The sequence below is a fragment of the Herbaspirillum sp. GW103 genome, assembly GCF_000261365.1.
Lineage (GTDB): Bacteria > Pseudomonadota > Gammaproteobacteria > Burkholderiales > Burkholderiaceae_D > Herbaspirillum.
Genome location: NZ_AJVC01000006.1, coordinates 305,935 through 318,384, shown reverse-complemented (window position 1 = coordinate 318,384; position 12,450 = coordinate 305,935). Strand labels below are relative to the sequence as shown.

At 61.4% G+C, this 12,450-nt stretch carries 9 protein-coding genes and 1 rRNA gene; 8 read left to right on the top strand and 2 right to left on the bottom strand.

The window, feature by feature from the left end; translation table 11 throughout:
• Nucleotides 1-387: 387 nt before the first annotated feature.
• Nucleotides 388-1,131, top strand: coding sequence for a GTP cyclohydrolase I (gene folE, locus GWL_RS19975; RefSeq protein WP_008333788.1), 744 nt, complete (start codon nucleotides 388-390; stop codon nucleotides 1,129-1,131).
• Nucleotides 1,132-1,133: 2 nt separating this feature from the next.
• On the top strand, nucleotides 1,134-1,559 hold the full coding sequence (locus GWL_RS19970) for a BLUF domain-containing protein (protein WP_008333777.1): 426 nt from the start codon (nucleotides 1,134-1,136) through the stop codon (nucleotides 1,557-1,559).
• A gap of 82 nt (nucleotides 1,560-1,641) precedes the next feature.
• Here the strand turns inward: GWL_RS19970 and GWL_RS19965 are convergent, their stop codons facing one another.
• Nucleotides 1,642-2,883: an HD-GYP domain-containing protein gene (locus GWL_RS19965; protein ID WP_008333774.1), complete on the bottom strand. Its 1,242-nt coding sequence runs from the start codon at nucleotides 2,881-2,883 to the stop codon at nucleotides 1,642-1,644.
• 329 nt (nucleotides 2,884-3,212) lie between these two features.
• Nucleotides 3,213-4,634, bottom strand: coding sequence for an MFS transporter (locus GWL_RS19960; RefSeq protein ID WP_008333771.1), 1,422 nt, complete (start codon nucleotides 4,632-4,634; stop codon nucleotides 3,213-3,215).
• A 150-nt stretch (nucleotides 4,635-4,784) separates the two neighbouring features.
• On the opposite strand from GWL_RS19960, the gene GWL_RS19955 reads away from it, so the two are divergent.
• The 6 genes from GWL_RS19955 (at nucleotide 4,785) to GWL_RS19930 (ending at nucleotide 12,436) form a co-directional block, all read left to right on the top strand.
• Nucleotides 4,785-6,029, top strand: coding sequence for a M20/M25/M40 family metallo-hydrolase (locus GWL_RS19955; protein ID WP_008333769.1), 1,245 nt, complete (start codon nucleotides 4,785-4,787; stop codon nucleotides 6,027-6,029).
• A gap of 179 nt (nucleotides 6,030-6,208) precedes the next feature.
• Nucleotides 6,209-7,687: an ATP-binding protein gene (locus tag GWL_RS19950; protein ID WP_008333762.1), complete on the top strand. Its 1,479-nt coding sequence runs from the start codon at nucleotides 6,209-6,211 to the stop codon at nucleotides 7,685-7,687.
• Nucleotides 7,677-8,177: a hypothetical protein gene (locus GWL_RS19945; protein WP_008333760.1), complete on the top strand. Its 501-nt coding sequence runs from the start codon at nucleotides 7,677-7,679 to the stop codon at nucleotides 8,175-8,177. The genes GWL_RS19950 and GWL_RS19945 overlap by 11 nt, the downstream gene beginning before the upstream one ends.
• 70 nt (nucleotides 8,178-8,247) lie before the next feature.
• Complete coding sequence (locus GWL_RS19940; RefSeq protein WP_034351508.1) at nucleotides 8,248-9,630, top strand: sigma 54-interacting transcriptional regulator; 1,383 nt, start codon at nucleotides 8,248-8,250, stop codon at nucleotides 9,628-9,630.
• 233 nt (nucleotides 9,631-9,863) lie between these two features.
• Nucleotides 9,864-10,208 (top strand): BON domain-containing protein, encoded by a 345-nt coding sequence (locus tag GWL_RS19935; RefSeq protein ID WP_008333756.1) that lies wholly within the window; start codon nucleotides 9,864-9,866, stop codon nucleotides 10,206-10,208.
• Nucleotides 10,209-10,903: 695 nt separating this feature from the next.
• Nucleotides 10,904-12,436, top strand: a 16S ribosomal RNA gene (locus GWL_RS19930).
• The last annotated feature ends 14 nt before the right edge of the window (nucleotides 12,437-12,450 follow it).

Sequence of the window (12,450 nt, the reverse complement as noted above, 5' to 3'; positions counted from 1 at the left end):
ATGCAGTAACACGTGCGTGCGGCGCGTGCAGGGATGATGGTGGCTGTGGACGTAAGCAGCGGTTAGGCCGGTGTAAAGTGCGGCAAACAATCATCAATGGTCGTTAAGCCTCAGTGCCGCCGGGGTGTGCCTCAGAGTCCGCTGCACGATCGGCGGCATCATCGGTGGCACCATCGGTGGCATTAAGCCAGGTTTAATGCTTCATCGATCAAGCATTAATGCGACATGAATGGGGCCTGCACCTTGGACTGCGCGCCACCAGGGCGATGCAGCCGATGTCATGACGCGGACTTGACGCTGGTTTGCCCTCAATGCGTCGACGTTTTTCCGTGCATAATGGCGCCACCCCCAACTCAGCGATCACGTTCGGCGTGCTCGCCCTCCATCATGGCAACAGACAAGAACCAGGCCGCCACCGGCACCGAGACGTCAGCACCCAGCGTGCATGACCAGCTGGTATCGGCCCGCATCCGTCAGCGTATCAAGGCGGCCGGCGTGCGTTTCCACGCCAACGACAATATCGCGGCCTTCATCAGGGAAGGCGAACTGGAGCAATTGCAGGCTGAGGTGCAGTCCAAGCTGGCGGCGGTGCTGGAGAGCCTGGTGATCGATGTCGAAAGCGATCACAACACCCAGGATACTGCCAAGCGCGTGGCCAAGATGTACTTGAACGAAGTCTTCAAGGGCCGTTACCAGGCACCGCCCCCGGTGACCGAGTTTCCCAACATCGAGCGCCTGAACGAGCTGATGATCGTCGGCCCCATCACGGTACGCAGCGCCTGCTCGCACCACCTGTGCCCGATCATGGGCAAGGTATGGGTGGGAGTGATGCCCAATGAACATTCCAACCTCATCGGCCTGTCCAAGTATGCGCGCCTGCTGGAGTGGATCATGAGCCGTCCGCAGATCCAGGAAGAAGCCGTCTCCCAGGCCGCCGACCTGCTCATGCAGAAGTTGCAGCCCGATGGCCTGGCCATCGTCATGGAAGCCGATCACTTCTGCATGCACTGGCGCGGCGTCAAGGATGTGGAGTCGAAGATGATCAACAGCGTCATGCGGGGATCCTTCCTGCGCGACGCCAACCTGCGCCGTGAATTCCTGGCGCTGATTTCCCAACGTCAACGAGGTTAATCATGCTGGTTCGTCTGATCTATGCAAGCCGTGCTCGCCAGACCATCACCCACGAGACCATCGAGGGCATTCTCGCGGCCTCGCGTCAGCGCAATCCGCAGCAGGGCATCACCGGCGTGCTGTGCTACAGCGATACCATTTTCGTGCAGGTGCTTGAAGGCGGGCGTGATCAGGTCAATCGTCTCTATGGCCGGCTGCTGCGTGATGATCGCCACCAGGATGTGATCCTGCTGGCCTATGAATCCATCGATGAACGCCAGTACTCGTCCTGGACCATGGGCAAGATCCGGCTGGACAAGATCAACCGCTCGCTGTTGCTGAAATATTCGGCCACGGGCGAACTCAATCCCTATGACGTCTCCAGCTGTTCGACGGTGGCGTTGTTGAATGAGCTGGCGTCGACGGCGGCGTTCGCGCAGCGCGATTGAGTGCGACTGACTGCGATTGATGCGGAGCAGATGAAAACGGCGCCCAAGGCGCCGTTTTCCATTCTTGCGGCTTCAGTGTCACTCAGTTCAGGTCGATGCCGGGCAGGCTGCGGATGCCCCACTTGGCCGGATCGGCATAGGCCACGATCTTGTCGCCGCCGCGCGCCAGGTCGATGATCTCCGGCTGGAGAGGCATGCGGCTGGTGGTCGAGTAGAACAGTTTGATGCGCGGCGTGAGCAGCTGGTCCGGACGCTGGTCCACCACCACGCCCAGGCGCCCCGATTGCAGGATCACGCAGGAGCCGGTCGGGTAGATGCCAATGGCCTTGACGAAGGCTTCCATCGTGATCGGATCGAAATGCCCGGCGCTGGCAGCCATGTGGCGGATCGAGCGGGCCGGATCCCAGCCGGCCTTGTAGGGACGGTTGGAGGTGATGGCGTCATAGACATCGCATACCGCACCCATCTTGGCCATGATGGAAATGCTGTCGGACTTGAGGTTGAAGGGATAGCCGGTGCCATCGATCTTCTCGTGATGATGCAGCGAGACATCCAGCGCCGCCTCCCCGATCCCTTCGATCTGCTGGAGGATGCCGTGACCCTGCACGGTGTGCGAGCGCACCGAGGCGAATTCCTCTTCGGTCAGCTTGGCCGGTTTGTTGAGGATGTCCAGGGGCACGGCCATCTTGCCCACGTCATGCAGCAGCCCCGCCATGCCGGCCTGCCTGGTCTGTTCCGGGGTCATGCCCAGCTGGTTGGCCAGCGAGATCATCATCGCGCATACCGCCACCGAGTGCATGTAGGTGTAGTCATCGGTGGTCTTCAGACGCGCCAGGCTGATCAGGGCATCGGCATTGCGGGAGACCGACGAGGTGATTTCGGTCACCAGTTCGGCGGCGTCCTTGACGTCCACCGTCCTGCCCATGCGCGCTTCGGAAAACATGTGGAGCACGGTGGACTTGGAGGAAGAGATGATGCGGGCCGCGCGTTCGCGTTCCACCGCCGTCTCGGTGCGCGTGGCCGGCCGGCGCACGGCCACGGTGGCGCTGGCGCCCTGATGGGCGATGACGATCTCGGCCGACGGTTGGGGCTGGTCGTCGGCGGCGGGGGCCTGATCGTCGTGATCATGTTCGGGCGCGATGTCACGGCCCTTGGCGGTATCGATGGTGACTTCGTCGACCGGGCAGTCGCGCAGCGTCTGCAGGTCTTCCAGCGTATCGATCTTGAAGGATTTGCGCCAGAAAGGGTGATTGATCCATCCGCCGGGGATGGAGTGGACATACATGCCCAGGCGCAATTGTTCTATGGCGATGGATTTCAACATATCGAATTCAGGTCTTGGCCTGCTGCTGGTTACCGTGCTGAACGCGGTTCGATTTCCCTGATGAAATGGACGCCTGTTCTTCTGTGGCTGGCTTCATGGTGACAGTCGGTAATGATGGATGAGCTGTCGGGTTTATCGTAACAGAATGGCTTTGGCTTTAGGCTGTTCGGGCGCTGCCTGGCGAGGAAATTTAGCGGGGATCTTGTGTAAAGTTTATGCGGGGAAAATGTTTGGAATGGAGATGTCACAAAAACTGACGAAACCCCACAAAAGACAGCCACCGCGCGAGAATCCGGGCGGTGGTGGCGATGGGCAATACTGAGAAAAACTTATTTTTTCAGCGGAGCAGCGTAAGGGTTGCTGGTGAGCAAACGCAGGAAGCTGGCGATGCAGGCCACCCCGGCAAAGGCGGCACCGAAACCGAGGGCCAGGCGCGAGCCCTGGGTTTCCGACAGGTTGAAACACAGCGCTACCAGCGCCGCGCCCACGCTCTGGCCCAGCAGGCGCGCCGTGGCCACGATGCCGGAGGCACCGCCGCTGCGATGGGGCGGGGCGCTGGTCATGAGCGCCTTGAGATTGGGCGACTGGAAGAACCCGAATCCCATGCCGCAGAGCAGCATGCGCCAGCTGATCTCCCAGACGCTGGGCGCCGCCGGCATGAAGGTCATCGTCAGCAGTCCAGCGCAAAGGAGCGCCAGGCCGACGCCGCCCAGGATGCCGACCGGATAGCGGTCCGACAGGCGTCCTGCAATCGGCGCCATGATGGCCACGGCTACCGGCCAGGGTGTCATCAGCAGGCCGATCTCGACCTGGCTGCGGCCCAGGTCATGGTGGAAGAAGAAGGGCAGCGAGACGAAGGCCAGGCCCTGCGCTGCAAAGGAGCATACGGCGGTAATGGCCGAAAGCGTGAACATGGGATGACGGAACAGGTCCACCGGCAGCATCGGCGCCGGATGCGACAGTTCGCGTCGCAGCAGGAACAGTCCGCAGAGGATGGCAGCAGCCAGCTCCAGCCCCACCACGCTGGCCTGGGCCCGATGCGCACCCTCGCCGATGGCCAGGATCAGCAGGCCGAAGGCGGCTGCGTTGAGCACGGCGCTGCGCAGGTCGAAGGCGTGCGAGGACAGCGCGGTATGCGGCAACGAAGGCAGTGCCAGGATCACGGCCGCTACGCCCAGCGGTACGTTGACCGCAAACAGCCATGGCCAGGGGGCGATGGCGAGGATGCCGGAGGCCACCGAGGGACCGACCGTGAAGGCGATGGCCACGATGAGGGTATTGAGTCCCACGCCGCGCCCCAGCGAGCGGGTGGGATAGATGAAGCGGATCAGCGCGGTATTGACGCTCATGATGCCGGCCCCGCCCAGTCCCTGCAGGAAGCGCGCCATCACCAGCGTGGGCAGTGACCAGGCCACGGCGCACAGCAGCGAAGCGGCCGTGAAGAGCACCAGTCCCCAGACATAGATGCGGCGATAGCCGATGATCTCTCCCAGCGCCGCCAGCGGCAGCAGGGCCACCATCATCGCCAGTTGATAGGCGGTGACGATCCAGACCGAGGCCGCCGGTGTGGTGTTGAGGTCCATCGCCATGGCGGGCAGGGCGGTGTTGGCGATGGCGGTATCGAGTGTGGCCAGGCCCACCGCGATGCCCAGCGCCAGGATGGCGCGGCCGCGCTGCTCGGGAGGCAAGCCCTCGCCGGCGATGACGATGTGAGGAGCAGGAGCGCCGGAGGCGGAGGGTTGTGAGGGCATGGGTTCGTTGGGTTCTGGCGTTGAGACAGGGCGGTCAATGATAGCGGGGAACGTGGGAGTACGCAGGAGGCGGCCACGCGCCGGGCGGCTGCGCTATGATGGCGGTTTGCGCCGGCGTGGCTGGCGGTTTTTGATCACGGAGTGGCAAGCATGTCCAAACAGCAGTTGTCGGAGCGCCTGTGCGCATGGATCGATCAGCATTTCGAGGAAGAAGTCGGCGTACTCCAGCAACTCATCCGCATTCCCACGGACACGCCACCCGGCAACAATGCTCCCCACGCCGATGCGGTGGCCGCGTTGGTCCAGACCTGGGGCTGGCAGGCCGAGAAGCATGCGGTGCCGGCCGAGCAGGTGCGTGACTACGGCATGCAGAGCATCACCAACCTGATCGTGCGCCGTCCCTATGGCGACGGTGGTCCGACCCTGGCCTTGAATGCCCACGGCGACGTGGTGCCGCCGGGCGAAGGCTGGACCCGCGATCCCTATGGCGGCGAGGTGGCCGATGGCCGCATCTATGGCCGTGCCGCGGCCGTCTCCAAGAGCGACTTCGCCAGCTACCTCTTCGCCACCCGCGCGCTGGAGTCGCTGGGTGCTGCACTGCGCGGCGCGGTCGAGCTGCACTTCACCTATGACGAGGAATTCGGCGGCGTGCTCGGCCCGGGCTGGCTGCTGGAACAGCAGCTGACCCGTCCGGATTACGTGCTGGCGGCCGGTTTCAGCTACAACGTGGTGACCGCGCACAATGCCTGCCTGCAGTTCGAGGTGACCGTGCATGGTCGGGCCACCCACGGCTCCATGCCCGAGACCGGCCATGATGCCCTGCAGGCGGCCAACGCCATTCTCAATGCCATCTACGGTGCACTGCCGGGCTTGAAGGAGATCCGCTCGTCCATCCCCGGCATCAGCCATCCGACCATGATCGTCGGTCGCATCGATGGCGGCACCAATACCAACGTGGTGCCGGGCAAGGTGGTGCTGAAGATGGACCGCCGCATGATTCCCGAGGAAGACCCGGCACAGGTCGAAGCCGGTGTGCGCAAGCTGATCGCCGATGCAGTGGCGGGCCTGCCGGGCATTCGCGTGGAGATTCGCCGCCTGCTGCTGGCGCGTGCATTGCGTCCGCTGCCCGGTCACGAGAAGCTGGTGGAGAGCCTGCTGCGCAATGCCGAGCAGGTCATGGGCGAGACGCTCACCACCAATGGTTCGGCGCTCTACACCGATGCCCGCCTGTATGGCGAAGCCGGCATTCCGGTGGTGCTGTTCGGTGCCGGGCCGCGTACGCTCATGGAATCCAACGCCAAGCAGGCCGACGAGAACCTGGCTCTGGAAGACCTCAGGAAGGCCACCAAGGTGGTGGCACTGATGCTGCTGGATTTCCTCGGCCCGCAGGACTGACACCGGTATCGGGCCTGGGGATTGCCATCAGGAAACGCCGCCGCATCGCAGGCGGGCCGACAAATGATTACAATGTGTGCCCGCAACAGCGTGGCCGACATTGCCCGTCGGCATGTTCCGGGCCGGAGGGCTGAGCCCCCGGATAACCAGGCAAGTCTTGTGGGACCGAGATCAATCGCATGTTCAACGCCATCGAGCACACTCATTCGCCCCAGTCGCCAGCCGACCGCAAGCCCGGCTACCTGGGACTGTCGTTCCGGCAGTTGCTGCTGGCGGCCTTCCTGCTGATCGCCGCGCTGCTCAGCGGCGCCTCCATCCACGCCCTCTTCACGCTGGACCGCATGTCGGCCAACAGCCGCGAGACCGCGCGCCAGGCCGTGCAGCTGACCGAATCGGCGCAACGCCTGGCCGAGCGGACCGTGGCCATGGAGCGCAGCGCGCGCCAGTATCTGGTGCTGGATGACCCCGCCTTCCGTGACCGCTTCAACGAGGCGCGCGAGCAGGCGCGCCAGGCGCTGGGGGAATTGTCGGATTCGCTGCCGATGGCGCCGCGCGAGCTGTTCAGCCAGTGGGGGCTGTCCGTGGACGAGGCCGCCGGCGTGCTGGAGGCCGATTCGCGCAAGGACAAGGACGAGCAGGCCAAGCTGTTCCAGGACTTTGCCCGCCTGCCTGCGCTCAATGAACGCATCGCGCTGGAGAGCCGGCGCGAGGTGGATCGCCGCAACAATGCGCTGTCGGCCGCGCTGGAACAGCAACGTCAGCTGCTCACCATTCAGGTGGTGGGGGCCATCGTGCTGGCCGTCCTGCTGGCCTTCTGCTTCGGATTGTGGCTCTCGCGGCCGATGGCGCGGCTGGAGCAGGCCATCGGACGCCTGGGCGACAATCGCTTCGACCAGCCCATCGACGTGCGCGGCCCCGCTGACATTCGTCGCCTGGGCCAGCAACTGGACTGGTTGCGCCAGCGCCTGGCCGACCTGGAGGCCGAGAAATCGCGCTTCCTGCGGCACGTCTCCCATGAGCTGAAGACGCCGCTGGCCGCCCTCTGCGAAGGTGCGGCTCTGCTCGACGATGGCGTGGCCGGACAGCTCACCGACAACCAGCGCGAGATCGCCCGCATCCTGCGCCAGAATACCCAGTCGCTGCAGACCCAGATCGAGGACCTGCTGCGCTATAACGAAGTTTCCTTCGATGCCCAGCGCATCCATCCGGTACCGGTGGACCTGCGCGCGCTGTTGCACAAGGTGATCGATGACCAGCGGCTGCAATGGCTGGCGCGCCAGCTGAAGGTGGAAATCGAGGGGGCCGCCCGCACCGTGGTGGTCGATCCCGAGAAGATGGCCATCGTACTGGCCAACCTGCTCTCCAATGCCGTGCGCTTCAGCCCGCAGGGCGGTTTCATCCGTTTCCTGCTGACCGAGCTGCCGGGCATGGTGCGGGTGGAATGCCTGGACCAGGGGCCCGGTGTGGCACCCACCGATGCGGCGCGCATCTTCGAACCGTTCTACCAGGGTCTGCACCAGCCCACCGGTGCCCGTCGCGGCAATGGCATCGGTCTGTCCGTGGTGCGCGAGTACGTGCAGGCGCATAGTGGCAAGGTGTATCTGGTCCCGCGCGAGGGTGGGGCCCATTTCCGAATCGAGTTGCCTGATGAAAAATAAAATCCTGATCCTGGCCTGCTCCGTCCTGCTGGCTGCATGTGCGGGGCAGCAGTTGGCCCCGACTTCCACTGTGCAAATGATTCATTCCAGCAGCAACATCGACGAGCTGCTGGCCTACAACGCCCAGCTGCGCAAGATGACACCGGCTGAACTGGCGCGTGAGTTGCAGCGCCTTAACACCTATCCGGCCGGCCCGGCGACCAACGTGCGCCGCGCCATGGCGCTGTCGCTGACCCGCGATGCCATCGATCTGGCCAAGGCCGAAGCGCAGCTATGGAACGTCATGGCCGATCGCAGCGTCGAAGCGGAGAAGCTCAAGCCTTTGGTGCAGTTGCTGGTTGGTCATTATTCCGACCTGCGCCGCGTGGCCGACGTTGCCGAGAAGTCTTCGGTACAACTGAAGGAAGCGCAGCGCAAGGTCGATCAGCTCAACGACAAGCTGGAAGCGCTCAAGAACATCGAACGGACCCTGCCGGCTGGCGGCAAGTGACCTGAGTCCCTGAGGACCGGGACGCCGCCATCCCGTCGGGGCCGTTCCCTTTACTGGAACTGGAGTCCCGATGGGAAAGACTGCCCCCCTGATGCTGGTCGACGATGATCCCGACCTGCTGCGCCTGTTGACGCTGCGCCTGAACGCCAGCGGCTACCGTATCCTGGCCGTGGAAAGCGCCGAGGCCGCCCTGGCCCAGCTGGCCATTGCGCTGCCGGCGCTGGTAGTCACCGATGTGCGGCTGCCCGGCATGGATGGACTGGCCCTGTTTGCCGAGATCCGCAGCCGGTATCCCGCCTTGCCGGTGATCCTGCTGACTGCGCATGGGACCATCCCCGATGCCGTCGAGGCCACGACCAAGGGCGCGTTCGCCTATCTCACCAAGCCCTTTGACGGTCATGTCCTGCTGGACAAGGTGGCGCAGGCCCTGAGCCTGTCCGCCCCGGCCCAAGACGCACCGGACGAAGCCTGGCGCGCCGATATCATCAGCCGCAGCCAGCGCATCGACGAGTTGCTGGCCGAGGCGCGGCTGGTGGCGGCCTCTGATGCCAGCATCCTCATTCGAGGCGATAGCGGGACGGGCAAGGAATTGCTGGCCCGCGCCATCCATCGCGCCAGTCCGCGCGCTGACAAACCGTTCATCGCCGTCAATTGCGGGGCCATTCCGGAACAGTTGCTGGAGTCCGAGTTGTTCGGCCACGTGAAGGGCGCATTTACGGGGGCTGTGGAGCATCGTGAAGGTTTGTTCCAGGCCGCTGATGGCGGCACCCTGTTTCTCGACGAAATCGGCGATATGCCACTGGCCCTTCAGGTCAAGCTGTTGCGGGTACTGCAGGAAAAGACCGTTCGGCAGGTCGGCGCCAACGAGGCCACCGCAGTGGATGTGCGGGTGATTTCGGCGACGCACCGCGATCTGGACCTGGCCATGAACCAGCGGCAGTTCCGCGCCGATCTGTACTATCGGCTCAATGTGGTCACCCTCAGCCTGCCGCCGCTGGAGGAGCGACGCGAGGATATCCCCTTGCTGGCCAATCATTTCCTCAAGACCATTGCTGCCCGGTACCCCAAGCGGCTGACCGGTTTTGCGCCGGACGCGCTGGAGGTGCTGAGTCTGGCACATTGGCCGGGCAATGTGCGCCAGCTCTACAACGTGGTCGAGCAGGTTTGTGCGCTGTCGACTGCAGCGCTGATTCCGGCTTCTCTGGTGCAGCGGGCCTTGCGGGTGCCGACCCTGGATCTGTTGCGCTATGCCGAGGCCAAGCAGAAGTTCGAGCGCGATTATCTGGTGCGATTACTGAAGTTGACTGATGGCAACGTCTCGGATGCGGCCCGGCTGGCTGATCGCAACCGCACCGAGTTCTACCGCCTGCTGCAGAAGAACGGATTGGATCCGCGCCGCTTCAGGGGCGGCGAAGAGCCGGTCGCGCTGGAGCGACAGGATGGAGTCGTTTGAAATCAAGGACTTGCGCGCGGCCGCGCCGCCTGGTGTCGCGGCAGGCCGACGAAAAACGCGGGTTTGTCTGCTCATCAGTAGCGGGGCGGGCCGGAGTCGCTACGATAAGTCACTGATTTCATTGGCAAAATGAAGACTTGGCATGGCCCTTGCGAAGTGGCCAGTCAGAGTTGCCTATATAGATGAAGTAAAAGGCAATGCCGCGATTACCTCAGTTCAACAAGGAGAACGCCATGAACACATCCTCACTTGCAGCACGATTGCTGGCCGCCACCCTCACCATGGCCGCTGTCGCGCCCGCAGTCCAGGCAGCCGATTCCGGTAGCGCCCATGCACCTTCCGCCCAGAAAGCCGGTGCTTATATAGATGACTCCGTCATCACCGCGAAGGTGAAGGCGGCGCTGGTTGAGGACAAGCAGATCTCTTCCATGAAGATCAAGGTCATCACCAAGGAGGGCGTGGTCACCCTGAAGGGATCGGTCCCCAGCGCCGAACTGGGGCAGCATGCCTTGCAGTTGGTCGCCGGGATCGACGGCGTGAGGGACGTCAAGAGCGAATTGACGGTGAAGGCTGGATGAGAGAGCCTGTAAGTACGCAAGAAAATTCACTAACCATTTGAATCACTTTGGTCGGTAGAAAGGGCCGCCCGTCAGGGCGGCCCTTTTTTCTGAATGATTTCGCATTTCTTCATATCGGCTGGAAACCGGCGCCGGTAAAGGGCCTTGAGCGGATCGTGAAAGCGCGTGGAGCGCTCTTACTAAATTATTTTCGCTTATTTTTCAAAAAGTGCTTGCGTGGTGTGTGGGGCATTGCTATAGTTCGCCCCCTGCTGACGCGACACACGAAGCGAAGTTGAAAAACAAAGCGACGAAGGTGGGCGAAGCAAAGAGGTGTGAAGCAGGTTGTAGGGCGTTTTAAATTGGAAGTAGTCAAAGCGAAAGTTAAGCGAGACGAAAAAATTTAAAACGAATCGCAAAAAAGTAGTTGACGCGACAAACAAACTGCTACATAATCTCGTTTCTCTGCTGCTGACGAACAAAACGATTCGCAGCGATGCAAACAGCGCACAGAGCGTTTGCGGCAGACAAGATCTTTAAAAATTAACAGCCGATAAGCGTGGGCGTTTAATGAAGTGCGACAGAACTTCGGTTCTGGAAACTTTAAATATTAAATGCTCACAAGAAATATAGGTAAGTTCGCAAGAAATTACCTGTCAGTATTTTGAGAGAGCGATGCCCTTCGGGGTAGCCAGAAATGGCACAAAACAGAGATTAAACTAAAGAGTTTGATCCTGGCTCAGATTGAACGCTGGCGGCATGCCTTACACATGCAAGTCGAACGGCAGCATAGGAGCTTGCTCCTGATGGCGAGTGGCGAACGGGTGAGTAATATATCGGAACGTGCCCTAGAGTGGGGGATAACTAGTCGAAAGATTAGCTAATACCGCATACGATCTACGGATGAAAGTGGGGGATCGCAAGACCTCATGCTCCTGGAGCGGCCGATATCTGATTAGCTAGTTGGTGGGGTAAAAGCCTACCAAGGCAACGATCAGTAGCTGGTCTGAGAGGACGACCAGCCACACTGGGACTGAGACACGGCCCAGACTCCTACGGGAGGCAGCAGTGGGGAATTTTGGACAATGGGGGCAACCCTGATCCAGCAATGCCGCGTGAGTGAAGAAGGCCTTCGGGTTGTAAAGCTCTTTTGTCAGGGAAGAAACGGTGGTAGCTAATATCTACTACTAATGACGGTACCTGAAGAATAAGCACCGGCTAACTACGTGCCAGCAGCCGCGGTAATACGTAGGGTGCAAGCGTTAATCGGAATTACTGGGCGTAAAGCGTGCGCAGGCGGTTGTGTAAGTCAGATGTGAAATCCCCGGGCTCAACCTGGGAATTGCATTTGAGACTGCACGGCTAGAGTGTGTCAGAGGGGGGTAGAATTCCACGTGTAGCAGTGAAATGCGTAGATATGTGGAGGAATACCGATGGCGAAGGCAGCCCCCTGGGATAACACTGACGCTCATGCACGAAAGCGTGGGGAGCAAACAGGATTAGATACCCTGGTAGTCCACGCCCTAAACGATGTCTACTAGTTGTCGGGTCTTAATTGACTTGGTAACGCAGCTAACGCGTGAAGTAGACCGCCTGGGGAGTACGGTCGCAAGATTAAAACTCAAAGGAATTGACGGGGACCCGCACAAGCGGTGGATGATGTGGATTAATTCGATGCAACGCGAAAAACCTTACCTACCCTTGACATGGATGGAATCCCGAAGAGATTTGGGAGTGCTCGAAAGAGAACCATCACACAGGTGCTGCATGGCTGTCGTCAGCTCGTGTCGTGAGATGTTGGGTTAAGTCCCGCAACGAGCGCAACCCTTGTCATTAGTTGCTACGAAAGGGCACTCTAATGAGACTGCCGGTGACAAACCGGAGGAAGGTGGGGATGACGTCAAGTCCTCATGGCCCTTATGGGTAGGGCTTCACACGTCATACAATGGTACATACAGAGGGCCGCCAACCCGCGAGGGGGAGCTAATCCCAGAAAGTGTATCGTAGTCCGGATTGGAGTCTGCAACTCGACTCCATGAAGTTGGAATCGCTAGTAATCGCGGATCAGCATGTCGCGGTGAATACGTTCCCGGGTCTTGTACACACCGCCCGTCACACCATGGGAGCGGGTTTTACCAGAAGTGGGTAGCCTAACCGCAAGGAGGGCGCTCACCACGGTAGGATTCGTGACTGGGGTGAAGTCGTAACAAGGTAGCCGTATCGGAAGGTGCGGCTGGATCACCTCCTTTCTAGAGTGCGCACG